Here is a 22,892-nt window from a genome sequence, read left to right as displayed (position 1 = left end):
TCGAGCCCGGGGCATACTGCCAATCGGCCGTTTTCGCAAGCGCGAAGGGCGCGCGCCGCCGCGGCCGCGCCGCAAAGGCGCCGCGATCGCGCCGCATTCGGCGCGCGCGGCGCGGCCCGATGCGGGAGCCGACGTGGGGGCCGGCGCGAGATCCGATGCGGGGGCCGGGTCAGGCGACCTCGGGCACCAGGCCCTTTTCGGCCGCCAGCTCGCGCATGCGCTTTTGCAGCTTCTCGAAGGCGCGGACCTCGATCTGGCGCACGCGCTCGCGGCTGACGCCGTAGACCTTGGCCAGATCCTCGAGCGTGACGGGGTCGTCCTTGAGGCGGCGCTCGGTCAGGATGTGGCGCTCGCGCTCGTTCAGGTCCTGCATGGCCTCGAGCAGCAGGGCGCGGCGCGCCTCCAGCTCGTCGCGCTCGGCATAGGCCTCGGCCTGGTCGGCGTCCTCGTCGGCCAGCCAGTCCTGCCACTCGGCCGCGCCGTCGCCGTCGGACTTGATCGGCGCGTTGAGCGAGGCGTCGCCGCCGGCCATGCGCCGGTTCATCGAGATCACCTCGTCCTCGGTCACGCCCAGCTTCTGCGCGATCTCCTTGACGTTCTCGGGCCGCAGGTCGCCATCCTCGAGCGCGCCGATGCGGCCCTTGGCCTTGCGCAGGTTGAAGAACAGCTTCTTCTGCGCGGCGGTGGTGCCCATCTTCACCAGCGACCACGAGCGCAGGATGTATTCCTGGATCGCGGCGCGGATCCACCACATGGCGTAGGTGGCCAGGCGAAAGCCCTTGTCGGGATCGAAGCGTTTGACCGCCTGCATCAGCCCCACATTGGCCTCCGAGATCACCTCGGCCACCGGCAGGCCGTAGCCGCGGTAGCCCATGGCGATCTTGGCCGCCAGGCGCAGATGCGAGGTCACCAGCTTGTGCGCCGCCTCGGTGTCGCCATGGTCCGCCCATGCCTTGGCGAGCATGTATTCCTCTTCGGGTTCGAGCATCGGGAACTTCCGGATCTCCTGCAGATACCGGCTCAGGCCCTGCTCCGGAGAGGGGGCGGGAAGTTTCGCGTAGCTCATCATGTCCCTCCTTGTCGCCGACGCGCGGCCGGCGTGGTCATATGGTTGGCGCGCGGCGCGGGCGCAAGCCCTTGGGGGCGATCAATCTTCCGCCTCCGGCCCCGGCGCGCCGCCGCGCAGCGCCGCGATCAGCGCGGCCATGTCCGGCGGCGGCGGCGCCGAGAAGCGCAGCTCGCGCCCGGTGATCGGGTGTCGAAAGCCCAGCGTCGCCGCGTGCAGCGCCTGGCGCGGGAACGCGGCCAGGGCCTCGGCCGCCGCCTGCTCCAGCGCGCCGCGGCGCACGGGGCGGGCGCGCCCATAGACCGGATCGCCCACCAGCGGATGGCCGCAATGGCTCAGATGCACCCGGATCTGGTGCGTGCGCCCGGTCTCGAGCCGGCACTCGATCAGCGCCGCCGCGCCGCCGACACCCTCTTGAACGCGCGGGCCGAAGATTTCCGTCGCGCGGAATCGCGTCACCGCCCGCCGCCCGCCCGAGGCGCACACCGCCATCCGCTTGCGGTCGGCGCGGTGACGGTCGATCTGCGTCTCGAGGCGCATCCACCCGCCGGGCTCGACGCTCAGCCCCGGCAGGCCGCGCAGCCGCGGATCGCCCGGATGCGGCGCGCCCCAGCACACCGCAAGGTAGCTGCGCTCGAGATCATGGGCGGCGAACTGCGCGGCCAGGCCCTGATGGGCGGCGTCCGTCTTGGCCGCCACCAGCACGCCCGAGGTGTCCTTGTCGATCCGGTGCACGATGCCCGGCCGCCGCTCGCCCCCGACGCCCGAAAGCGATTCGCCGCAATGGGCGATGAGCGCATTGACCAGCGTGCCCGATTCGGCCCCCGGCGCGGGGTGCACGACCATGCCCGGCGGCTTGTCGATCACGATCAGCGCGTCGTCCTCGTAAAGCACCCGCAGGGGAATGGCCTCGGGCGCGGGCGCGGCGGGCGCCGGCGGCGGCGGCGAAACGCGCCAGGTCTGTCCCGCCTGCGCGCGCGCGCGCGGCGCCGCGGCCGCGCCGTCGGGGCCGCGCACGGCGCCCGCCTCGATCAGCGCCTGGATGCGCGAGCGCGACAGCCCCGCCCCCGCCGGCGCCAGGGCGGCCAGCGCCTTGTCCAGCCTTTCGCCGGCCATGGATTCGGGTATGACGAGGGTCACCGCCCCGTCGTCGTTCGTGGAAGGATGCGTCATGACCCGGAACCTAGCGCGAGACCCGCTCGAGGAGGAGCAGGAATTCCCCGAACCGCCCCGCATCAAGGCGCTGCGCCGCGCGGTGATGGGGCTGATGCTGGTGCTGGCGCTGGGCATGGCGCTGATCGCGGCGACGATCGCCTGGCGGCTGACGCGCGCCGCGCCCGCCGGCGCGCCGGCGCCGGTGCGGGCCGAATCGCTGGTTCTGCCCGAGGGCGCAGAGCCCCTGGCGCTGGGCGGAGACGCCGCCGCGATCATGGTGTTGACGCGCATGCCCGACGGCGCCGAATGGCTGCTGGGCCTGTCGCGCGAGGACGGCCGCGAGCTCTATCGCGTGCCGGTGCGCCGCGCGCCGCCGCAGGATGCGCGCGCCGGCGACTGACGGCCTGCGGCCGGGCGCGGGGGCGCCTGGCCGAAAGCCGCCGCGGCCACGCGCAACAGCCGCTTGACAAGCGCGCAAGCCCCCTCTAAATAGCGCGCCACACCGCACGTCGGGCCTGCGTCCCCTTCGTCTAGCGGTTAGGACGCCACCCTCTCACGGTGGAAACAGGGGTTCGATTCCCCTAGGGGATGCCAAATTTCCAATTCTCCTCGGCTCCCGAGGATCTTGAGGGCGTCGTCGCCAACCCGCGCAACGGGCTGGCCGCGACGCCCTTTCGTTCGCCCTCGACACCCGCCCGAGAATCGCCGACGCGCCCCTTTGGGCGCCTTGGTCGACTCAGCCTGCACGGGCCTGTGAGCGGCGCGGCGCCCAACTCGGGCGGAGCGCGGATGCGCCGTCCACGCGCAAGGGCCGGCGGACCCGGGGCGAGGGGAGCTCTTCGTGAGATCTGAATTCACGCTCCGGCTGCGGCCTGGGCGCGGGCCTGCGGCTACGGCGGGCGAATCGATTCGCCCAAAAAAGACGCATCCTCGGATCACACAAAGATGCGAAAACGCGCAATCCCTGCATTCCTGCACAAATCGTGGGCATTCTGGCGCCGCAGTGCAGCATCGGCGGGGCGGAAAGCTTGATTCCCTCGACGAGGGTCCGACAGCATGCCTGTGCGGCTCGTGGTCACAAGGCTCGGCGCCGCATGAAGAAGGAAAGAGGTGTGCGGCGGCGATCGCCTGGCCGGGTTCCTGCCGCCGCACGGTTTGCAACGGATGTTGCGGGGACATGCCTGCCATAACGGTCGCCTTGACGCAATGCGCCCTTCTTCCGGGGGCCGCGGCGCAGGCGCGACCGGCAGGTCTCCGCACCCTCGAGGAGATGTGGGGAAACATGCTCGGTCGCAGAGAATTCCTGAAGATGGGCGCCGCCGGAACGGCGCTGCTCTCGGCGCCGTCGATCCTGCGCGCGGCCACGGACGGCCCGATCAAGGTCGGCGTGCTGCACTCGCTTTCGGGCACGATGGCGATTTCGGAGACGACGCTGAAGGACGTCATGCTCATGCTCGTCGAAGAGCAGAACAAGAAGGGCGGGCTGCTGGGGCGCGAACTGCAGCCGGTGGTCGTCGACCCCGCCTCGGACTGGCCGTTGTTCGCCGAGAAGGCCCGCGAGCTGATCGAGAAGGATCGGGTCGCCGCCGTCTTCGGCTGCTGGACGTCCGTGAGCCGCAAGTCCGTGCTGCCCGTGTTCAAGGAGCTGAACAACCTGCTGTTCTACCCCGTGCAATATGAGGGCGAAGAGAGCGAGCGCAACGTCTTCTACACCGGCGCCGCGCCCAACCAGCAGGCCATTCCGGCGGTCGATTATCTGATGAGCGAGGATGGCGGCGGCGTCGAGCGCTGGGTGCTGGCGGGCACCGACTACGTCTATCCGCGCACCACGAACAAGATCCTCGAGGCCTATCTGAAGTCCAAGGGCGTGGCGCCCGAGGACATCATGGTCAACTACACGCCCTTCGGCCACTCCGACTGGCAGACGATCGTCTCGGACATCAAGGCCTTCGGCTCGGCGGGCAAGAAGACGGCCGTGGTCTCGACCATCAACGGCGACGCCAACGTGCCCTTCTACAAGGAGCTGGCCAACCAGGGCATCTCGGCCGAGGACATTCCCGTCGTCGCCTTCTCGGTCGGCGAGGAGGAGCTTGCCGGGCTCGACGCCGCGCCGCTGGTCGGCCACCTTGCCGCCTGGAACTACTTCATGTCGGTGGACACGCCCGAGAACGCCGACTTCATCGCCAAGTGGCACGCCTTCACCGGCGACCCGAACCGCGTGACCAACGACCCGATGGAAGCCCACTACATCGGCTTCAACATGTGGGTGAAGGCGGTCGAGAAGGCCGGCACGACCGACCCGGACGCGGTGATCGACGCCATCGTCGGCGTCTCGGCCCCGAACCTGACCGGCGGCTGTTCCACGATGATGCCCAACCACCACGTCACCAAGCCCGTGCTGGTGGGCGAGATTCAGGAGAACGGGCAGTTCGACGTGGTGTGGGAGACGCCCGGCCTCGTCGTCGGCGACGCATGGTCGGACTATCTGCCCGACAGCGCCAAGCTGATCTCGGACTGGCGCGCGCCGATGTCCTGCGGGAACTTCAACGTCGAGCTGGGCCGCTGCGGCGGCGCCGGCTGACGCGCGCGGCCCGGCGGCCGGACCGGCGGCGGGCCCGGCCCGCCGCCCTGCGCCCGCCGCATGGCGGCCCTTCCCGAAACCAGTCTCATCGCTTGTCGGAAAAGATGAAAAACGTGCTCGCCTTGCCCCTTCGCCCGTATCTTGCGGCCTTGCTGACGGCGCTTGCGCTGATGATGCCTTCCGCCAGCCGCGCCGCCGGCTTCGAGGAGCTTGTGGCGCGCCTGCCCGAGGGCGGCTATTCGGACCGCGCGCAAACCATCGACGCGATCGCCCGGACGGGCGACCCGCGCGCCGCGCAGCTGTTCGAGGCCCTGCTCGAGGGGCGGCTGCATGCGCGCAAGGCGGACGGGCGCGTCGTCATCCTTGTCGAGGGCGCGGCCGGCGCGACGGCCATCGATGCGCTCAGCGGCGAAAGCCTTGGCGAAGCGCCGGCCCGCTCCACCGAAAGGATCAAGGTCAACAACCGGCTGCGCGGGATGCTGCGCAGCGCGATCGGGGCGCTGTCGCTGACGAGCCCCGACCGCGAAACGCGGCTGAGGGCCGCACAGTCGGTCCTCAAAAGCGGCGATCCGGCCGATATCGAAGCCCTGGACGCCGCCTTGTCGGCCGAGTCCGACAGGGAGGTCGCCGCCGCGCTGGCCGAAGCCCGCGCGGCGGCGATCCTGAACGCAAAGGCCCCCGTCGCGGAAAGACGCGCCGCGGTCGCCATCCTGGCGGCGCGCGGGGATGCGGCGGCGCAGGCGGCGCTCGCGCCCCATGCGTCCGATCCGGCGATCGTAGCCGAGGTCGCCGCCGCGCTGGCCCGGATCGAGCGCACGCAGCGGATGTGGGGCGTCGCGCAGAACGTCTGGTATGGCCTGTCGCTGGGCTCGGTGCTGATGCTTGCCGCGATCGGGCTCGCCATCACCTTCGGGGTGATGGGCGTGATCAACATGGCCCATGGCGAGCTGGTCATGCTGGGCGCCTACACGACCTTCGCCGTGCAGGAAGCGATCCGCGGGTCTGCGCCGTGGCTTTTCGACTTCTCGCTGCTCATCGCCGCGCCTCTGGCGATGCTGGTCGCCGGCGGCGTCGGAATCGCCATCGAGCGCGGGATCGTGCGCCATCTCTACGGCCGCCCGCTCGAGACGCTGCTGGCCACATGGGGGGTGAGCCTGATCCTTCAGCAGGCGGTGCGCACGATCTTCGGGCCGAACAACCGCGAGGTCGGAAATCCATCGTGGATGTCCGGGGCCTTCGAGATCGGGCAGATGACGGTCACCTGGAGCCGGCTGTGGATCCTGATCTTCGCGCTCGCCGTCTTCTTCGCCCTGCTGCTCGTGCTCCGGCGCAGCTTCTTCGGGCTGCAGATGCGCGCGGTGACGCAGGACCGCCCGATGGCCGCCGAGATGGGCATCGACACCGGCCGCGTCGACGCGCTCACCTTCGGGCTTGGCGCGGGCATCGCCGGGCTTGCCGGGGTGGCGCTGAGCCAGATCGACAACGTCAGCCCCAATCTCGGCCAGAGCTACATCGTCGACAGCTTCATGGTCGTCGTCTTCGGCGGCGCGGGCAATCTGTGGGGCGCCCTCGCGGGGGGCTTCGGGCTTGGCGTCGTGAACAAGTTTCTCGAACCGTGGACCGGGGCGGTGCTGGGCAAGATCCTCGTGCTGGCGTTCATCATCCTGTTCATCCAGAAACGGCCCCGCGGGCTTTTCGCCCTGCGCGGCCGCGCAGCGGAGGCCTGAGCATGGCCCGCATCATCGACCGCCGCATGGCGATCTTCCTTGCCGGCCTGTTCATCCTGACGGTGGGCCTGCCCGTCGCCAGCTCGGCCGCGGCCGGCGAGCTGGCGCCGGCCTACCTCGTCTCGCTCGTCGGCAAGTATCTGTGCTACGCGCTGCTTGCCGTCGCGCTCGATCTTGTCTGGGGCTTGTGCGGCATCCTCAGCCTTGGCCATGGCGCCTTCTTCGCGCTGGGCGGCTATGCGATGGGGATGCATCTGATGCGCCAGATCGGGCCGCGCGGCGTCTATGGCGATCCGGTGCTGCCCGACTTCATGGTGTTCCTGAACTGGCAGGAGCTGCCCTGGTTCTGGCTCGGCTTCGACAGCTTCTGGTTCGCCGCGCTGATGGCGATGGCGGCGCCGGGGCTGCTGGCCTTCGTCTTCGGCTGGTTCGCCTTCCGCAGCCGGGTCAGCGGCGTCTACCTGTCGATCATCACCCAGGCGATGACCTATGCGCTGATGCTCGCCTTCTTCCGCAACGAGATGGGCTTCGGCGGCAACAACGGGCTGACCGACTTCAAGGAGATCCTGGGCCTCGACCTGACCGCCGCCTCCACCCGCACGGGGCTGTTCGCGGCCTCGGCGCTCGCGCTGGCGGGGGGCCTGCTGATCGCGCGCTGGATCGCCGCATCGAAGCTCGGCCGGGTGCTGGTGGCGATCCGCGATGCGGAAGAGCGCGCGCGCTTTCTCGGCTACCGGGTCGAGCACTACAAGCTTTTCGTCTTCGCCGTCTCGGCGGTGATGGCGGGCGTGGCGGGCGCGCTTTACGTGCCGCAGGTCGGCATCATCAACCCCGGCGAGTTCTCGCCGGCGAATTCCATCGAGATCGTCATCTGGGTCGCGCTCGGCGGGCGGGGCACGCTGGTCGGCGCCGCGCTCGGCGCGATGCTCGTCGCTCTGGCGAAGACGCTGTTGACCGCGTGGCTGCCCGAGCTGTGGCTGTTCGCGCTGGGCGGGCTGTTCGTGCTGGTCACGCTGTGGCTGCCGCGCGGCGTTCTGGGCGCGCTCGAGGACGGGCTCGGTCGGCTTCGCCCGGCGCGCGCGGCCGCCCCCGAGGAGGCAAGGGCATGAGCGGCTCGCTTCTCTATCTCTCCGGCGTGAGCAAGAGCTTCGAGGGCTTCCGCGCCATCGACAATCTCTCGCTCGTGGTCCTTCCGGGCGAACTGCGCGCGGTCATCGGGCCGAACGGCGCCGGCAAGACCACGATGATGGACATCGTCACCGGCAAGACCCGCCCCGACGAAGGCGAGGTGTTGTGGAAGGAGACCGTGGATCTGACCCGCGCCGACGAGGTCGAAACCGCCCGGCTCGGCATCGGCCGCAAGTTCCAGAAGCCCTCGGTGATCGAAAGCCTGACCGTGGCGGAAAACCTGGAGCTGGCGCTGAAGGGGCCGCGCGGGGTGGGCGCGACCCTGTTCGGGCGGCGCACGCGCGAGGAGGCGCGGGAAATCGAGCGGCTTCTTGCGCTGGTCCGGCTCGAAGAGGCGCGCGATGCGCTCGCCGGCAGCATGTCGCACGGGCAGAAGCAGTGGCTCGAGATCGGCATGCTTCTGGCGCAGGATCCCGAGCTTCTGCTGGTCGACGAGCCGGCCGCCGGCATGACCGATGCCGAGACGATGCGCACCGCCGAGCTTCTGCGCGAGATCGCCGGCAGGCATGCGGTGGTGGTGGTCGAGCACGACATGGAGTTCGTTCGCGCGCTCGGCTGCAAGGTGACGGTGCTGCATCAGGGACGGGTGCTGGCCGAGGGCTCGCTCGCGCATGTCTCCGCCAACGCCGAAGTCATCGAAGTCTATCTGGGGCGCTGAACGATGCTTGAAGTGAAGGACATCGACCTTTTCTACGGCGCGAGCCGGGCGCTCAAGTCGGTCTCGCTCGCGGCGCGGCCGGGCGAGGTGACGGCGGTGATGGGGCGCAACGGGGTGGGCAAGACCTCGCTGATCCGCGCCATCACCGGCCGCCGGCGCATCGCCCGCGGCGCCATTGTGTGGAACGGCGCGGACGTCGCGGCCCTGCCCGCCCACCGGCGCGCGCGCCTCGGCTTCGGCAGCGTGCCGCAGGGGCGCGAGATCTTTCCCCTCCTCACCGTGCGGGAAAACCTCGAGACCGGCTTTGCCTGCCTGCCGCGCGGCGAGCGGCGCCTGCCCGAGGAGGTGTTCGAGCTGTTCCCGGTGCTCGCGGAGATGCTGGGCCGTCGCGGCGGCGATCTTTCGGGCGGGCAGCAGCAGCAGCTTGCCATCGCGCGGGCGATGGTGACCCGCCCGAGGCTTCTGGTGCTGGACGAGCCGACCGAGGGCATCCAGCCCTCGATCATCAAGGATATCGGCCGCGCCATCGCCTGGCTGCGCGACCAGGGGCAGATGGCGATCGTTCTGGTCGAGCAGTATTTCGAGTTCGCACGCGACCTTGCCGACAGCTTCGTGGTGATGGACCGGGGCGAGGTGGTCATGTCGGGACGGCGGCGGGAAATGGTCGAGGCCGATGTTCGACGCCTGCTCACCGTCTGAGCGCGGCATGACGCACCAGCGCGCCCGCGGGCATGTGGCCGTCAGCTTTGCCGGCGAGCGGCTCGGGCGGCTCGCGCAGGCGGGCTGCGGGCGGATCATGATGCCGAGGAACGCCGGCGGCCCGCCGCTTGCGGTGGTGCTCAACACCGCCGGCGGCCTCACGGGCGGCGATCGCTTCGCGGTCGAGGCGGAGCTGAGCGAGGGCGCGCGGCTTGCGATGACCACGCAGGCGGCCGAGCGCGCATACCGCTCGATCGGCGGGGCGGCGCGGGTGGAGAGCCGGCTGCGGATCGGCCGGGGCTGCACGCTGTGGTGGCTGCCGCAGGAAACGATTCTTTTCGAGCGCAGCGCGCTCGCGCGAAGGCTCGAGGTCGAGATGGCCGAGGATGCGTGCTTCATCGGCCTCGAGATGCTGGTCCTGGGCCGCCGCGCCATGGGCGAGACGCTTGCGGCCGCGCAGCTTGCGGACCGCTGGCGCATCCGCCGCGGCGGGCGGCTTGCGCAGGCCGAGGCGCTGCGGCTCGGGGGCGACATGGCGGCGCTTGCGCGCGCGCCGGCGCTGCTCGACGGGGCGCGGGCGATCGGGTTGATGAGCTGCCTTGCGCCCGGGGCCGAAGCGCTTCTGCCGCAGGTGCGCCAGGCGCTCGCGCGCGACGATCTGCGCGCCGCCGCCTCGGCCTGGGAGGGGCGTATCGTGGTACGCATGCTGGCGCCCGATCTCGCCCCGCTCAAGGCGCTGGCGGCGCGGCTTGTCGGGGTGCTGGGCGCGCAGGTTCCGACCGTCTGGCAGATATGAGGAGGCAGGATCAGGATGAAGCTCACGCCCAGGGAAAGAGACAAGCTCATGGTCAGCGTCGCGGCGATGGTGGCCCGGGCGCGAAAGGCGCGGGGGGTGAAGCTCAACCACCCCGAGGCGGTCGCCCTCATCGCCGATTTCGTCGTCGAGGGCGCGCGGGACGGGCGGCGGGTGGCCGATCTGATGGAGGCCGCGGCGCATGTGATCCGGCGCGAGGACTGCATGGAGGGCGTGCCCGAGATGATCGACGAGATCCAGGTCGAGGCGACCTTCCCCGACGGAACCAAGCTGGTGACGGTGCACCGGCCGATCCGTTGATCCGCCTCGGGCGAGGCATTCGGACCAGGATGACGAGGACAAGGCGATGATTCCGGGCGAACTCTTCCCCCTCGAGGGCGAAATCGAGCTGAACGCGGGCCGCGAAGCGCTGACGCTGGAGGTCGCCAACACCGGCGACCGGCCGGTGCAGGTGGGCTCGCACTACCACTTCGCCGAGACCAACGCGGCGCTCGACTTCGACCGGGCGCGGGCGCGCGGCATGCGTCTCGACATACCCGCCGGCGCCGCGGTGCGCTTCGAGCCCGGCCAGCGGCGCGAGGTGCGGCTTGTGCCGATCGCCGGGGCCAGGCGGATCTACGGCTTCCGGCAACAGGTGATGGGAGAGTTGTGATGCCCTTCAGGATCTCGCGCGCCGATTACGCCCACATGTATGGCCCCACCGTCGGCGACCGCGTGCGCCTTGCCGACACCGAATTGATCATCGAGGTCGAGCGCGACCTCGCCGCCTACGGCGAAGAGGTGAAGTTCGGCGGCGGCAAGGTGATCCGCGACGGAATGGGGCAGTCTCAGCGCAGCCGCGCCGAGGGGGCGATGGATACTGTCGTCACCAATGCGCTGATCGTCGATCACACCGGCATCTACAAGGCCGATGTCGGCCTCAAGGACGGGCGGATCGCGAAGATCGGCAAGGCCGGCAACCCCGATACGCAACCCGGCGTCGACATCGTCATCGGCCCGGGAACCGAGGTGATCGCCGGCGAGGGCAGGATCCTGACGGCCGGGGGCATCGACAGCCACATCCATTTCATCTGCCCCCAGCAGGTCGAGGATGCGCTGCATTCGGGCATCACCACCATGCTGGGCGGCGGAACTGGGCCCGCCCATGGCACGCTCGCCACCACATGCACGCCGGGACCGTGGCATATCGGGCGGATGCTGCAGGCGGTCGACGGTCTGCCGATGAACTTCGGCTTTGCGGGCAAGGGAAACGCCTCGCTTCCCGCCGCGCTTGTCGAGCAGGTGGAAGCGGGGGCCTGCTGCCTCAAGCTGCACGAGGATTGGGGCACGACGCCGGCCGCCATCGACAACTGCCTGACGGTTGCCGACGACATGGACGTGCAGGTGATGATCCATACCGACACGCTCAACGAAAGCGGCTTCGTCGAAGCGACCATCGGCGCCTTCAGGGGCCGCACGATTCACGCCTTTCACACCGAGGGCGCGGGCGGCGGCCACGCCCCCGACATCATCCGCCTGGCCGGCGAGCCCAATGTGCTGCCGGCATCGACCAACCCGACCCGGCCCTATACGGTGAACACGCTCGAAGAGCATCTCGACATGCTCATGGTCTGCCATCACCTCGACCCGAGCATCCCCGAGGACGTCGCCTTCGCCGAAAGCCGGATCAGGCGCGAGACCATCGCCGCCGAGGACATATTGCACGACATCGGGGCCTTCTCGATCATCGCCTCGGACAGCCAGGCGATGGGCCGGGTGGGCGAGGTGATCATCCGCACATGGCAGACCGCCGACAAGATGAAGAAGCAGCGCGGGCGCCTGCCCGAGGAAACCGGCGACAACGACAATTTCCGCGTCCGCCGCTACATCGCCAAATACACGATCAATCCCGCCATCGCCCACGGGATCGCGCACGAGACCGGCTCGGTCGAGGAAGGCAAGCGGGCGGATCTGGCGCTGTGGGACCCGGCCTTCTTCGGGGTCAAGCCCGAGATGGTGCTGATCGGCGGCGCCATCGCCATGAGCCAGATGGGCGATCCGAACGCCTCGATCCCGACGCCGCAGCCCGTGTATTCGCGCACCATGTTCGGCGCGCTCGGACGCGCGGTCGAGGCAAGCGCCGTGACCTTCGTCAGCGCGGCGGCCGAGGCGGCCGGAATCGGCGCGCGGCTTGGCCTGCGCAAGCGGACTGCGGCGGTCGGGGGCGTGCGCGGCATCGGCAAGAGGGACATGGCGCTCAACGCCGCGCTGCCGAAGATCGAGGTCGATCCCGAGACCTACGAGGTCCGCGCCGACGGCGAATTGCTGACCTGCGAGCCGGCCGAGGCGTTGCCCATGGCCCAACGCTATTTCCTGTTCTGAGCGCAAGGCATGACTCTTCCCATCGCTCGCGCCACCATCCATGCGCACCGCGGCGACGCCCGGGTGACGCTCACCCATGAACAGCGCTTCCTGCGCCGAAAGGTGCTGACCACCGACGCCGGCGAGGCGTTTCTGGCGGACCTGCCCGAAACCGCCGCGCTCGACCATGGCGACGCCTTCGTGCTCGACGACGGCCGCCTGGTCGAGGTGGTCGCCGCCCCCGAGCCGCTTTACGAGATCGCCGGCGACCTTGCTCGCCTCGCCTGGCATCTGGGCAACCGACATACGCCCTGTCAGATCGAAGAGGGACGGCTGCTCATCGCGCGCGATCACGTGCTGGGCGAGATGATCCGGCGGCTGGGCGGGCGCATTCGCGAGGTCGTCGAACCCTTCGCCCCGGAAGGCGGCGCCTATGGCCACGGACGCACGCATGGCCATTCGCATTGAACAGCCGATGGACGCGCAGATCTTTCTGACCCTTGCGCGCTGGCTCTCGCCCGCCTTCCCGACCGGAGGCTTCGCCTTCAGCCACGGCCTCGAGGCCGAGGCGGCGGCGGGGCGGGTGCGCGACGCCGAAACGGCGCGGGACTGGTTGGCGGCGGTGCTGGAGCACGGCGCCGGACGCAACGATGCGATCCTGCTTGCGGCAAGCTGGCGGGCGGCGAACGCCCAGGAGCGCGAGGAACTCGCCGATCTGGCGCTGGCGCTGGCTCCCGGCGCCGAGCGCGCGCGCGAAAGCGCCGCCCAGGGCGCGGCTTTCGCCGCCACGCTCGAACGCACGGGCGAGGCGGATCTGCCCCCTTGGCCCTTGCCGGTGGCGGTCGGCGCGGCCGCGCGGGGGGCCGGCCTTCCTCTCGAGGCCGTCCTGCTGGCCTATCTGCAGAACTTCGCCGCCAATCTCGCCACCATCGCGGTGCGCCACGTCCCGCTGGGCCAAAGCGCGGGACAGGGGATCCTGGCCGGCCTTGCGCCCCTGATCGCGCGCGTCGCGGCCGAGGCCCTGCGATCCTGCCTGGACGATCTTGGCGGCTGCGCCCTGGCTTCGGACATGGCCAGCCTCGAACACGAAACCATGACGACAAGGATCTTCCGCTCATGACCTCACCAAACGGCCCGCTGCGCGTCGGCATCGGCGGCCCCGTCGGCGCCGGCAAGACCACGCTGACCGCCGCGCTCGCGCGCGCGCTTGCTCCGCGCCTGTCGATGGCGGTCATCACCAACGACATCTACACCCGCGAAGACGCCGAATTCCTGATGCGCGCCCAGGTGCTGCCGCTGGATCGCATCCGCGGCGTCGAGACCGGGGGCTGCCCGCATACCGCGATCCGCGAGGACGCCTCGATCAATCTTGCCGCATTGGCCGAGCTGCGCGAAAGGTTTCCCGACCTCGATCTGGTGCTGATCGAGTCGGGCGGCGACAATCTTGCGGCCACATTCAGCCCGGAACTGGTGGATCTGACGATCTACGTCATCGACGTCGCCGCAGGTCAGGACATTCCCCGCAAGGGCGGCGCGGCGCTGACCCGCTCGGACCTGCTGGTGGCGAACAAGTGCGATCTGGCGCCCCATGTCGGGGTGTCGCTCGAGACATACCGGCAGGACGTCGAGGCCATGCGCGAGGGCCGTCCCCATGTGATGGCCGAGCTGCGCGCGGGACGGGGGCTTGAAGAGATCGTGGGTTTCCTCGGCGACGCGGGCGGCCTGACGCTCGCTCCGGACGAAACCGCCGCATCATCCCCCGCCTCGCGATAGGGGCGCCCGTCCCGACGCGCAAGGCCGACGGCGCGGCGCCGAGGCGGCGCCCCCAACGCGCGCGCGGCGACCGTCGGCAAGAGCCTCGGTCCGGCCCATTTCAGCGATATCCGCGCCCCCGGCGCGCGGCGGGCCCGGCGCCGTTGCTCAGCCGCAGCCGCAGCTGCTTTTCGACCTCGACGACGGCGAAGAAGGCCAGGCCGACGCCGATCACGACCGCGCCGTCGGTCAACGACACCGGCCGGGTGGCGAAGACCGCCTGCATGAAGGGCGCATAGGTGAAGAGCATCTGCGCGCCCACCACCACGATGACCGCGATCCAGACCGCCTTCGTGCCGCGCACCGCCTCCCATGTCAGCGACGTGAGATGGAAGTTGCGGATGAAGAAAAGGTGGAACACCTCGAGCACGATCAATGTGTTGACGCACAGCGTCCGGGCCAGCTCGACCGAATGGCCGCGACCCGTGGCGTAGTTGAACATTCCGTAGGCGCCGGCGACGAACAGGACCGAGACGAAGATCACATGCCAGACCAGGGTGCGGTCGAGCACCGGCGCGTCCGCCGCTCGGGGCGGGCGCCGCATGATCCCCGGTTCGGTCCGTTCGAACGCCAGGGCGATGCCCAGCGTGGCGGCGGTTGCAAGATTGACCCACAGGATCTGCAAGGCCGAAAGCGGCGCCGCCAGCCCTGCCAGAAGCGCCACCACGACCACCGCGGCCTCGCCGGCGTTGGTGGGCAGGGTCCAGCTTATGACCTTGCGGATGTTCTCGAACACGGTGCGGCCCTCGCGCACCGCCGCCGCGATCGAGGCGAAGTTGTCATCGGTCAGCACCAGGTCGGCCACCTCCTTGGCGGCGTCCGAGCCGGCGACGCCCATGGCGATGCCGGCGTCGGCGCGCTTGAGCGCCGGAGCGTCGTTCACGCCGTCGCCCGTCATGGCCACGATCTCGCCCGCCTGCTGCAGCGCGATCACCAAGCGCAGCTTGTGCTCGGGCGTGGTGCGGGCGAAGACGTTGGTCAGCCGCGCCTCCTCGACCAGCATCGCGTCGTCGAGGCGGTCGAGGTCGCGCCCCGTCAGCACCCGTTCAGGCGCCTCGATCCCGATCATCGCGGCGATGGCCGACGCGGTTGCGGGATGGTCGCCGGTGATCATCTTCACCCTGATGCCGGCCTGCCGGCACTCGGCCACGGCGGCGATCGCCTCGGCGCGCGGGGGGTCGATCAGGCCCGCCAGGCCAAGCAGCGTCAAGCCGCCCGTCAGGGTTTCGGGGGTCGGCCGTTCGTCCGCGCTCGCCTCGCGGCGCGCGATGGCGATCACCCGCATGCCCTGCGCGGCCATGCGCTCGGTCTCGGCCTGCCAGAACTCGGCGCGCAGCGGGCGCGGGCGGCCGTCGGGCGCCATCTCGCCGTCGCAAAGCGCCAGGATCGCCTCCGGCGCGCCTTTCGCATGCAGGCGGACGGCGCCGTCGGGCATCCGATCGAGCGTGGCCATGTAGCGATGCGCGGCGTCGAAGGGAATCAGCGCCAGCCGGGCGATGCCCGAGCGCTCCTGCAGCCGCCCGGCCCGCTCGGCCAGCACCAGAAGCGCCGCCTCCATCGGATCGCCCGCGATGGTTCGGCCCTCGGGGCGATCGACAAGCGCGCCGTCGTTGCAGGCCATCGCGGCTTCGACAAGCGCGGAGATCGCGGCATCCTCGCCGTTCGTCTCGCCCAGGGGGCGAATTTCGCCGCCCGGCAGATAGCCCTCGCCCGTCACCTCGTAGCGCTCGCCCGAGGTCGCCGCCTCGGCGACCATCATCTCGTTGCGGGTCAGCGTGCCGGTCTTGTCGGTGCAGATCACCGTCAGCGCGCCCAGGGTCTCGATGGCGGGCAGTCGGCGGACGATGGCGTGACGCTCGGCCATCTTGCGCACGCCCACGGCAAGCGTGATGGTCAGCACCGCCGGCAGACCTTCGGGGATCGCCGCCACCGAAAGGCCGACGACGGTGAGGAACAGCTCCTCGAACGGGTGGCGCCGGACGAAATGCCCGTAGACCAGCAGAATGGCTGCGCCGAGCAGGATCAGGGCGGTGATCCAGCGGGCGAAGGCGTCCATCTTGCGAAGCAGCGGCGTGGTCAGCTCCTCGACGTTCGAGAGCATGCCGCTGATCCGGCCGATCTCGGTCGCCGCGCCCGTGGCGGCGACGACGGCGCGGCCCTGCCCCGCGACGACCAGCGTGCCCGAGAACAGCATCGAGCGCCGCTCGCCAAGCGGCGCGTCCGCCGCCGCGGGTTCGGTCGACTTGTCCACCGGCACGGATTCGCCCGTGAGGATCGCTTCCTGCGCCTTCAGCCGGACGGCCTCGATCAGCCGGGCGTCGGCCGGCGCCCGGTCGCCGGCTTCGACCAGGATCACGTCGCCGGGGACCAGCTCGGCCGCGGGAATGCGCAGCCGCTTGCCCTCGCGCAGGACCGTCGCCTGCGGCGCAAGCATCCGCTGCAGCGCAGAGATGGCGGCTTCGGCGCGGCCTTCCTGCATGAAGCCGACAAGCGCGTTGACCAGCACGACGGCGAGGATCACCCCGGTATCGATCCAGTGGTCAAGCCCGGCGGTGATGGCCGCCGCGACAAGCAAGACGTAGATCAGCAGATTGTTGAATTGCCGCAAGAAGCGCCGCACCGGCCCCGCGCGTCGGCGCTCGGGAAGCACGTTCGGCCCGTGCCGACGCAGCCGCGCCGCGGCCTCGGCCTGGCTCAACCCCTGACGCGACGAAGCCAGCGCGGCCAGCGCCTCTTCGCATGACAGGGCATGAAAGGGAACGCCGCCGGGGGCCCGCGGCGCCCCGTTCGAAGGCGTTTCGCCTTGCGGGCCGGCTCTGCCTGCCGCGCCCGGGTCTTGCACGTCTTCCATCGGCTTCCTCGCGTCACGTCCGGCTTCGCCCTTGCCCCGTCGCGGCGATCCGCAGGAGCGATCGAGGGCGCAGGCGCACGGATGGCCCGGTCAAGACCGCCCGACCGATCCATGACAGCCCGCGGAGGATCGGGCAAGGTCGCTCGGGGCGTTCGAGCGGCCGAGGCGATCGTTCCGCCGGCGCGCGGGACGGCTTGGCGAAGCGCGCGAGCGCGGGCAAGGACCAGGCCCCCGCCGGCGGACGGCCGCCTTTTCGCCGTCGCTGCTCGCCCATGAGGCGGTTGTTCCGCCCCGCGTCGCGCCGAAGAGAGGCCCGCGGGAAGAGACCGCGCGAGATCTGCCGCCCTTGGCAAGAGCATGACGGACCGCGCCGAGTCTGAGGAATCCTCCCAACTTGACCGCCGGTCGCCGCAAAATATGGCGTTCTTGATCAACATTGCTTTTTTTCTGACGGGTATTCGCCATGCAGACATTGAAATATTTGCCATCTTCCTTGCGCGCCATGCTGGCCGCCGCTTCGGCCGCGCTGGCGCTGACCGCGGCTTCGGCCCATGCCGCCGTGCTGGAGTGGTCTTTCTCGGGAACGATCTCGGCCGGAAGCGCATCGGGTCCCGACGCAGGCACGGCGAGCGGCGTCTTCCGCTATGACACCGACACCGGCCAGATCCATGACGTCCGCATCGCCACGCCGCCGGGGTCGCCCTCGGGCGGCCTGATCTTCGATGCGCATCTGGGCGAGTCCTTCTATACCAGCTTCGGCGGGCTGACGTTCGGGCAAAGCGGCGCGGACCCGAGCGCCGAGCAGACGGCTTTCATGCTGGCGGGCCTTTGGCTTGCCGATCTGGGCGCGCCCGGCTCGAAACCGATTTCGGAGCGGGCGTTCGCCGAGTTCCGCTGCCCTTCGCGTTCCGAATGCGCCCAAGGGGTCGGTTCGTCCATCACCAACTGGCGCGGCGGCGAGGCGACCGGACGGGTGGTCGCCGTCTCGGCCATTCCGGTTCCGGCCGGATTGCCGCTTCTCGCGACGGGATTGGTCCTGTTGGGATGGACGGCGCGGCGCAAGGCTTCGATCGCGCCCTGATCCGCCTCGGGCCCTCGCCCAGCCGGCGAGGCGGCTCGGGATCGGCCTTGCCGCAGCCGCGCCCGGCCCGGTCCGCGCGGCGGGCGGGGCGGAACAGCTCGAAATCCGCCGGGGCACCGGGGACCGCCCGCCTTGCCCAAGGCGGCGCAGGCGCCGATCGAACGCCGCGAGGCGCGGATCAGATCATTCGACGCCGCGCGCGCGGGCTCGGCGCCGAAGGGTTCGCCCGCGCGTCGCTCGGCGCCGGCGCAAACGGACCGGCGCGCGGCGCGCCGCCGCGGTCGTGATCGTCGTGCGGGGCCGCGCCGCGTTCAGCGCGCGCCCCGGGCCGCGGCGGCCCCGGGCGGGTCCAGCGCCCAGACGATCTCTTCGCCGCGCCGCCCGGCAAGGCGCGCCGGCCCCACCAGCCGCCAGCGCGGCGGCGCGCCGCCCGCCGCGTCCATGAGCTCTTGCGAGGCGCAGGCCGCGCAGCCCAGCGCGCGCGTCAGACCCTCGAGCCGGGCCGCGACGTTGACCGAGTCGCCCAGCACCGCCAGCTCGAGGCGCTGGCGCGCGCCGACGTCGCCCACGATCACCGGCCCGAAATGCACGCCCACCGATATGGCCAGCGGCGCGCGCCCGACCGCGCCCGGCCCCTGGCGCATAGCCGCGTGCCGGTCCACGATCCGCTCGGCGCAGGCCAGCGCGGCGCGCGCGGCCATGCGGCGGCGCTCGGCTTCGGGCGCGCGGGCTGCGCCGGGCGGATCGGCCGCCGCGCCGAAGGTGGCCATGGCCCCGTCGCCGATGAACTTGTCGAGCACGCCACCGGCCTCGAACACCGCCTCGGCGGTGGCGGACTGCACCTCGCGCAGCAGGCGCAGCACCTCTTGCGGGCTTTGCGTTTCGGCCCAGCCGGTGAAGCCCACGAGGTCGGCGAACAGCACCGCCGCGTGACGCTCGATCCCCTGCGCGTAAGGCCAGTCGCGCTCGGCCAGGCGGGCCGCCAGCTCGGGCGGGACATAGCGCGCCAGATCGGCCGCGCGCCGCTCGAGCTCGGCCTGCCGGCGCGCCATCCGCCGCGAGGCCCCCGCCGCCGCCGCCAGCACGCCCGCCGCCGCCGCCAGCGCCGCCGCCTGCAACGCCAGAAGTCGCAACGGCGCCCCCGACCCGGCCGCCAGCGCCGCCGCCGGCCACAGCGCCGCCGCCCATGCCCCGCCCCACAGCAGCAGGGCCGGACGAAGGCTGAGCGCCAGCCAGGACAGCGCCAGGTGGAACAGCCCCACCCCGCCGCCCAGCGCCGCCGGCGCCGGGCCGCCGCCCAGCGGATCGGGCGTGGCCAGGAACAGCGCCAGCGCGCCGATGTCGAGCGCGGCGAAGGCGAAATCGGGCCAGGCGCGCTCGGACCAGATCCGCGCGGCCGCGACATGCAGCCCGCCCAGCGCCGCCAGAACCGCCATGAAGCCGAGGTTCCAGAGCGCGTCCGGCCAGTCCGAGACCAGCGCCACCACCGGCGCCAGCGCGGCCAGCGCCCCCGCGCGCGCAAGGGCGCCGATGCGCCGGCGGCGCTCGGCCTCGCGCCGCATCGCGGCGGCGAAGGGCGCTTCGCCCGCCCGCTTCTTCATCGCGCCCCCTTCAAGCTGACCGCCGGATCTTGCGGCCCGGCGCGCGACAAGGCAAGCGCCGGGCTTGACGAGGCCGCGCGGCGGCGAAACAGTCGGCCCGATCGAAGGGCGCCCCGCGCGCCCGACCAAGGCCCCGCGCGGGCGAGAACGAGCGAAGGAGCCCGAGGCATGAGCGCCGAGCCGCAAGAGACCGAACTCGAAACCGTCCGCTACGCCGTGTCGGGCCCCGTGGCGCTGATCGCGCTCAACCGGCCCGACAGCCTCAACGCCTTCGACGCGGCGCTGCGGCGCGACCTGCTGGACGCCTTGCGCCGCGCCGAGCAGGACGAGGCCGTGCGCGTCGTGGTGCTGGCCGGCGAGGGGCGCGCCTTCAGCGCCGGCGCCGATCTGCGCGCGGGCGTGCCGGGCGAGGACGTCACGCGCGTGCTCAACGAAGAGTTCAAGCCCTCGATCGACGCGATCATGCGCTCGGCCAAGCCCTTCGTCGCCGCGATCCACGGCGCCTGCGCGGGCATCGGCGCGGCCTACGCGCTGGCCTGCGACCTGGCGGTGATGGAGGAGGACGCCTACATCTACCAGGCCTTCGCGGCCATCGGGCTGGTTCCCGACGGGGGCAACCACTGGCATCTGGTGCGGGCGCTGGGATACAAGCGCGCCTATCAGGCGATCGTCGAGGCGCCGCGCATCACGGCCGAGGAATGCCTGCGTGCGGGCATGGTCAACAAGGTGGTTCCCGCAGGCCAGGCGCGCGCGGCGGCGCTCGAATGGGCGGCCCGGCTGGCCCAGGGCGCGCCGCGCACGCTGCGCTACGCCAAGCAGATCCTGCGCGCGGCCGAGGGCGGCGATTTCGAGACCACCTTCCGCCTCGAGGCCGAGCTCCAGGCCCTGTGCGCCGGCAGCGAGGACACGCGCAACGCAGTCGCCGCCTTCTTCCGCAAGGAAAAGCCCGTCTTCACCGGCGCCTGAGCGCCAGCTTGCGGAGCGCCCCATGTCCGACCGCGCCCAGCGCAGCGTCGCCGTCGCCGGAGGAGGGCTGGGGGGCCTGGCCGCCGCGCTGGCCTTTGCGCGCATGGGCTGGCGCGCGACGGTGGTCGAACGCGCCGAGGCCCTGCGCGAGGTGGGCGCGGGGATCCAGCTGTCGCCGAACGCGATCAAGGCGCTCGACCATCTGGGCGTGGGCGACGAGGCGCGCGCCGCGGGCTTCGCGCCGCAGGCGGTCGAGCTGCGCGCCTGGCGCAGCGGCCGCCTCGCCTGGCGGCTGGCGCTCAACCCGCAGATCGAGCGCCGCCACGGCGCGCCCTATCGCCAGATCCACCGGGCCGACATGCTGGACATCCTGGCGCGCGCGGCGCTGGCGGCGGGGGTCGAGCTGCGCCTGGGCTGCGAGGCGCTGGGGGTGAGCGAGGACGCGCTGCAAACCGACCGCGGCCCGTTGCGCGCCGATCTGATCGTGGGCGCGGACGGGGTGCGCTCGCGCTTGCGGGCGGCGGCGGCGGGCGCCTCGTCGCCGCGCTTTTCGGGCAATGTGGCGTTCCGCGGGCTGGTCCGCGCCGACCGCCTGCCCGGAGGCGCCGCGCCGCCCTGCGCGACCGTGTGGATGGGGCCGCGGCGGCACCTGGTGCATTATCCGCTGCGCGGCGGCGAGATCGTCAACTTCGTCGCCGTGATCGAGCGCGCCGCCTGGACCGAAGAGGGATGGAGCCGCCCGGGCGACCCCGAGGCGCTGCGGGCCGAGTTCGCCGACTGGCACCCGCAGGCGCGCGCGATCCTGGATGCGGCGGACGAAACCTTCGAATGGGGCCTGTTCGGGCACGACCCCCTGCCCAGCTGGCGGCGCGGGCGCCTTGCGCTGCTGGGCGACGCGGCGCATCCGACCACGCCCTTTCTTGCGCAGGGCGCGGCCATGGCCTTCGAGGACGCGGTGGTGCTGTCGCGCGCGGTCGCGGCGCATGGCGTCGCCGACGGGCTTGTCGCCTACGAGGCCGCGCGCAAGCCCCGCGCCACGCGCCTTCAGCAGGCGGCGCGGCGCACGGGGCGGCGCTTTCACGCGCGCACGGCGCTGGACGGGCTGGCGAAATTCGCGGCGCTCGAGCTGTTCGCCCGCCTTGCGCCCGGCCGGGCGGCGGCGCTCAACGACTGGATCTACGGCTACGATCCGGCCCGGGCGCCCGTCTGAAGGCGCCCCTCGGAACCGGCCCGCCCCGCGAAGGTCGCCAGCCCTTCGCCCCGCCGCGGCGCCGGCGCGCGGGCGCCATCCGCATGGCGCGCCGCCCCTGCGATCGGCCGGGCGCCATCTTGCGCGCACCCGTCCCCGCGCCGTCCATGGCTGCGCCCAAGGGCGGCGCCGCCCCGGCGGCCCGTGCGCGCCCATCCGCCCGCTACGCGTTGGGCGCGGGGCGCATGCGGCGGCGCGGGGCCTCGGCCAGCCCGGCCGATCGATCCGGACGATCGGCCCATCCGGCCCGCCGCCGCGGCGTCACGCCTGCGGCGCGACGCGCACGACGCGCAGCGTCAGGTTGATGCGGCCGCCCTGGGGCAGCAGGGTCGAGCTGCCGAAGCGCACCCGGTCCACGCCGTGATAGGCCAGCCGCGCCGGTCCGCCCAGAATGGCGACGTCGCCGCTTTCCAGCACCGCCGAGCGCGTCGGATCGCCGCGCCGCGTCCCGCCCACGCGGAACACCGCCGCGTCGCCCAGCGAGATCGACACCACCGGCGCGGCGAACTCGCCCTCGTCGCGGTCCTGATGCAGGCCCATGCGGGCCTTCTCGCCGTAATGGTTGATGAGGCAGCAATCCGGCGGCTCGGGCCAGTCCGAAAGCGCCTCCCACACCGCCAGGGCGCCGGGCGGGATGGGCGGCCAGGGCGTGCCGGCCGGATGGCGCGCGGCGTAGCGATAGCCCTGGCGCGAGGACACCCAGCCCACGCGGCCGGCCGAGGTCATGCGCACGCTCATCGGCTTGCCCCAGGGCGTGACGGGGCGCATGAAGGGCGCCGCGCGAACCGCCTCGCGCACCTGATCGAGCAGCGCGCGCTGCGCCTCGCGCCCCAGAAACCCCTTGAAGATCCTGACCCCGTTCAGCTCCAGCGCCGTCATGCGTTTGCCTCCGCCGCCGCACTCGCCCACCCAGCCTAGCGCGCGGGGCGCGGCCGGCAAGCCGCAGGGCGCCGATTCCGGCCGCGGGCCGCGCCCCCCGCGCTTGCGGCCCGCACGAGCGGCCCCTATATGCGAGGCGAACCGCGGGCGTTGTCGTTTCGGCAAGGCCCGCATGGGATGAAGGACGGGGGCCGCGCCGGACCCGCCCTTGAAGATCGCCGAAAG

Annotated in this window: 21 protein-coding genes and 1 tRNA gene; 17 read left to right on the top strand and 5 right to left on the bottom strand. The window is 71.7% G+C overall.

Annotated features, from left to right (window positions below):
- Nucleotides 1–169 precede the first annotated feature (169 nt).
- Together rpoH and LY05_RS03345 are read right to left on the bottom strand one after the other, a co-directional pair.
- A complete protein-coding gene (gene rpoH / locus LY05_RS03350; protein WP_072746929.1) occupies nucleotides 170–1,069 on the bottom strand; it encodes an RNA polymerase sigma factor RpoH in 900 nt (299 codons plus the stop codon).
- Between the two features lie 78 nt (nucleotides 1,070–1,147).
- Entirely contained in the window at nucleotides 1,148–2,239 is a 1,092-nt protein-coding gene (locus LY05_RS03345) for an RluA family pseudouridine synthase (protein ID WP_148922102.1), read from the bottom strand.
- Here LY05_RS03345 and LY05_RS03340 point away from each other — a divergent pair.
- The 14 genes from LY05_RS03340 to ureG all read left to right on the top strand — a co-directional run bounded on the left by LY05_RS03340 (nucleotide 2,238) and on the right by ureG (nucleotide 14,001).
- On the top strand, nucleotides 2,238–2,621 hold the full coding sequence (locus LY05_RS03340; protein WP_148922101.1) for a DUF6476 family protein: 384 nt from the start codon (nucleotides 2,238–2,240) through the stop codon (nucleotides 2,619–2,621). The genes LY05_RS03345 and LY05_RS03340 overlap by 2 nt on opposite strands.
- Nucleotides 2,622–2,740: 119 nt before the next feature.
- Nucleotides 2,741–2,815: transfer RNA gene (locus LY05_RS03335), tRNA-Glu, on the top strand.
- Between the two features lie 688 nt (nucleotides 2,816–3,503).
- Nucleotides 3,504–4,802 (top strand): urea ABC transporter substrate-binding protein, encoded by a 1,299-nt coding sequence (gene urtA, locus LY05_RS03330; RefSeq protein ID WP_245728429.1) that lies wholly within the window; start codon nucleotides 3,504–3,506, stop codon nucleotides 4,800–4,802.
- 113 nt (nucleotides 4,803–4,915) lie between these two features.
- Nucleotides 4,916–6,529, top strand: a complete 1,614-nt coding sequence (urtB, locus tag LY05_RS03325) for an urea ABC transporter permease subunit UrtB (protein ID WP_249041843.1) — start codon at nucleotides 4,916–4,918, stop codon at nucleotides 6,527–6,529.
- Nucleotides 6,530–6,531: 2 nt separating this feature from the next.
- Nucleotides 6,532–7,638, top strand: coding sequence for an urea ABC transporter permease subunit UrtC (gene urtC / locus LY05_RS03320; RefSeq protein ID WP_148922099.1), 1,107 nt, complete (start codon nucleotides 6,532–6,534; stop codon nucleotides 7,636–7,638).
- Complete coding sequence (urtD, locus tag LY05_RS03315; RefSeq protein WP_072748084.1) at nucleotides 7,635–8,375, top strand: urea ABC transporter ATP-binding protein UrtD; 741 nt, start codon at nucleotides 7,635–7,637, stop codon at nucleotides 8,373–8,375. Before urtC ends, urtD begins: the two co-directional genes overlap by 4 nt.
- Nucleotides 8,376–8,378: 3 nt before the next feature.
- Nucleotides 8,379–9,074 (top strand): urea ABC transporter ATP-binding subunit UrtE, encoded by a 696-nt coding sequence (urtE, locus tag LY05_RS03310; protein ID WP_072748085.1) that lies wholly within the window; start codon nucleotides 8,379–8,381, stop codon nucleotides 9,072–9,074.
- Between the two features lie 7 nt (nucleotides 9,075–9,081).
- Entirely contained in the window at nucleotides 9,082–9,870 is a 789-nt protein-coding gene (locus tag LY05_RS03305) for an urease accessory protein UreD (RefSeq protein WP_170258789.1), read from the top strand.
- 15 nt (nucleotides 9,871–9,885) lie between these two features.
- On the top strand, nucleotides 9,886–10,188 hold the full coding sequence (locus LY05_RS03300) for an urease subunit gamma (RefSeq protein WP_148922097.1): 303 nt from the start codon (nucleotides 9,886–9,888) through the stop codon (nucleotides 10,186–10,188).
- 46 nt (nucleotides 10,189–10,234) lie between these two features.
- Nucleotides 10,235–10,540 (top strand): urease subunit beta, encoded by a 306-nt coding sequence (locus tag LY05_RS03295; RefSeq protein ID WP_072748088.1) that lies wholly within the window; start codon nucleotides 10,235–10,237, stop codon nucleotides 10,538–10,540.
- The gene (ureC, locus tag LY05_RS03290) at nucleotides 10,540–12,249 is read left to right on the top strand and encodes an urease subunit alpha (protein WP_148922096.1); all 1,710 of its coding nucleotides are present in this window, start codon (nucleotides 10,540–10,542) and stop codon (nucleotides 12,247–12,249) included. Before LY05_RS03295 ends, ureC begins: the two co-directional genes overlap by 1 nt.
- Before the next feature lie 9 nt (nucleotides 12,250–12,258).
- The gene (locus tag LY05_RS03285; RefSeq protein WP_148922095.1) at nucleotides 12,259–12,696 is read left to right on the top strand and encodes an urease accessory protein UreE; all 438 of its coding nucleotides are present in this window, start codon (nucleotides 12,259–12,261) and stop codon (nucleotides 12,694–12,696) included.
- On the top strand, nucleotides 12,680–13,348 hold the full coding sequence (locus tag LY05_RS03280) for an urease accessory protein UreF (protein WP_428842384.1): 669 nt from the start codon (nucleotides 12,680–12,682) through the stop codon (nucleotides 13,346–13,348). The genes LY05_RS03285 and LY05_RS03280 overlap by 17 nt, the downstream gene beginning before the upstream one ends.
- Nucleotides 13,345–14,001, top strand: a complete 657-nt coding sequence (ureG, locus tag LY05_RS03275) for an urease accessory protein UreG (protein WP_148922094.1) — start codon at nucleotides 13,345–13,347, stop codon at nucleotides 13,999–14,001. Before LY05_RS03280 ends, ureG begins: the two co-directional genes overlap by 4 nt.
- A gap of 100 nt (nucleotides 14,002–14,101) precedes the next feature.
- On the opposite strand, the gene LY05_RS03270 is transcribed toward ureG, so the two are convergent.
- Nucleotides 14,102–16,891: an HAD-IC family P-type ATPase gene (locus tag LY05_RS03270; protein WP_148922093.1), complete on the bottom strand. Its 2,790-nt coding sequence runs from the start codon at nucleotides 16,889–16,891 to the stop codon at nucleotides 14,102–14,104.
- 502 nt (nucleotides 16,892–17,393) lie between these two features.
- Here LY05_RS03270 and LY05_RS03265 point away from each other — a divergent pair.
- Nucleotides 17,394–17,972 carry a hypothetical protein gene (locus LY05_RS03265; protein ID WP_148922092.1) on the top strand — a complete coding sequence of 193 codons (579 nt, stop codon included), beginning with the start codon at nucleotides 17,394–17,396 and terminating at the stop codon, nucleotides 17,970–17,972.
- Between the two features lie 311 nt (nucleotides 17,973–18,283).
- Here LY05_RS03265 and LY05_RS15520 read toward each other — a convergent pair whose 3' ends face one another.
- A complete protein-coding gene (locus LY05_RS15520) occupies nucleotides 18,284–19,573 on the bottom strand; it encodes an adenylate/guanylate cyclase domain-containing protein (protein ID WP_148922091.1) in 1,290 nt (429 codons plus the stop codon).
- Nucleotides 19,574–19,741: 168 nt separating this feature from the next.
- Here LY05_RS15520 and LY05_RS03255 point away from each other — a divergent pair, with 168 nt between their 5' ends.
- Nucleotides 19,742–20,539 carry an enoyl-CoA hydratase/isomerase family protein gene (locus tag LY05_RS03255; protein ID WP_072748095.1) on the top strand — a complete coding sequence of 266 codons (798 nt, stop codon included), beginning with the start codon at nucleotides 19,742–19,744 and terminating at the stop codon, nucleotides 20,537–20,539.
- Between the two features lie 22 nt (nucleotides 20,540–20,561).
- Nucleotides 20,562–21,749: an FAD-dependent monooxygenase gene (locus LY05_RS03250; protein ID WP_148922090.1), complete on the top strand. Its 1,188-nt coding sequence runs from the start codon at nucleotides 20,562–20,564 to the stop codon at nucleotides 21,747–21,749.
- A gap of 300 nt (nucleotides 21,750–22,049) precedes the next feature.
- On the opposite strand, the gene LY05_RS03245 is transcribed toward LY05_RS03250, so the two are convergent.
- Nucleotides 22,050–22,667, bottom strand: a complete 618-nt coding sequence (locus tag LY05_RS03245) for an alpha-ketoglutarate-dependent dioxygenase AlkB (protein ID WP_148922089.1) — start codon at nucleotides 22,665–22,667, stop codon at nucleotides 22,050–22,052.
- Nucleotides 22,668–22,892: the final 225 nt, after the last annotated feature.

This window comes from Oceanicella actignis (genome assembly GCF_008124525.1).
Lineage (GTDB): Bacteria > Pseudomonadota > Alphaproteobacteria > Rhodobacterales > Rhodobacteraceae > Oceanicella > Oceanicella actignis.
This window is presented reverse-complemented; position numbering and strand designations above follow the sequence as displayed.

Bases quoted from the DNA above. Each gene is read 5' to 3' on its own strand.
- rpoH (WP_072746929.1), bottom strand. From the start codon at position 1,069: ATGATGAGCTACGCGAAACTTCCCGCCCCCTCTCCGGAGCAGGGCCTG.
- LY05_RS03340 (WP_148922101.1), top strand. From the start codon at position 2,238: ATGACCCGGAACCTAGCGCGAGACCCGCTCGAGGAGGAGCAGGAATTC.
- LY05_RS03345 (WP_148922102.1), bottom strand. From the start codon at position 2,239: ATGACGCATCCTTCCACGAACGACGACGGGGCGGTGACCCTCGTCATA.
- urtA (WP_245728429.1), top strand. From the start codon at position 3,504: ATGCTCGGTCGCAGAGAATTCCTGAAGATGGGCGCCGCCGGAACGGCG.
- urtC (WP_148922099.1), top strand. From the start codon at position 6,532: ATGGCCCGCATCATCGACCGCCGCATGGCGATCTTCCTTGCCGGCCTG.
- urtD (WP_072748084.1), top strand. From the start codon at position 7,635: ATGAGCGGCTCGCTTCTCTATCTCTCCGGCGTGAGCAAGAGCTTCGAG.
- urtE (WP_072748085.1), top strand. From the start codon at position 8,379: ATGCTTGAAGTGAAGGACATCGACCTTTTCTACGGCGCGAGCCGGGCG.
- LY05_RS03305 (WP_170258789.1), top strand. From the start codon at position 9,082: ATGACGCACCAGCGCGCCCGCGGGCATGTGGCCGTCAGCTTTGCCGGC.
- LY05_RS03300 (WP_148922097.1), top strand. From the start codon at position 9,886: ATGAAGCTCACGCCCAGGGAAAGAGACAAGCTCATGGTCAGCGTCGCG.
- LY05_RS03295 (WP_072748088.1), top strand. From the start codon at position 10,235: ATGATTCCGGGCGAACTCTTCCCCCTCGAGGGCGAAATCGAGCTGAAC.
- ureC (WP_148922096.1), top strand. From the start codon at position 10,540: ATGCCCTTCAGGATCTCGCGCGCCGATTACGCCCACATGTATGGCCCC.
- LY05_RS03285 (WP_148922095.1), top strand. From the start codon at position 12,259: ATGACTCTTCCCATCGCTCGCGCCACCATCCATGCGCACCGCGGCGAC.
- LY05_RS03280 (WP_428842384.1), top strand. From the start codon at position 12,680: ATGGCCATTCGCATTGAACAGCCGATGGACGCGCAGATCTTTCTGACC.
- ureG (WP_148922094.1), top strand. From the start codon at position 13,345: ATGACCTCACCAAACGGCCCGCTGCGCGTCGGCATCGGCGGCCCCGTC.
- LY05_RS03270 (WP_148922093.1), bottom strand. From the start codon at position 16,891: ATGGAAGACGTGCAAGACCCGGGCGCGGCAGGCAGAGCCGGCCCGCAA.
- LY05_RS03265 (WP_148922092.1), top strand. From the start codon at position 17,394: ATGCTGGCCGCCGCTTCGGCCGCGCTGGCGCTGACCGCGGCTTCGGCC.
- LY05_RS15520 (WP_148922091.1), bottom strand. From the start codon at position 19,573: ATGAAGAAGCGGGCGGGCGAAGCGCCCTTCGCCGCCGCGATGCGGCGC.
- LY05_RS03255 (WP_072748095.1), top strand. From the start codon at position 19,742: ATGAGCGCCGAGCCGCAAGAGACCGAACTCGAAACCGTCCGCTACGCC.
- LY05_RS03250 (WP_148922090.1), top strand. From the start codon at position 20,562: ATGTCCGACCGCGCCCAGCGCAGCGTCGCCGTCGCCGGAGGAGGGCTG.
- LY05_RS03245 (WP_148922089.1), bottom strand. From the start codon at position 22,667: ATGACGGCGCTGGAGCTGAACGGGGTCAGGATCTTCAAGGGGTTTCTG.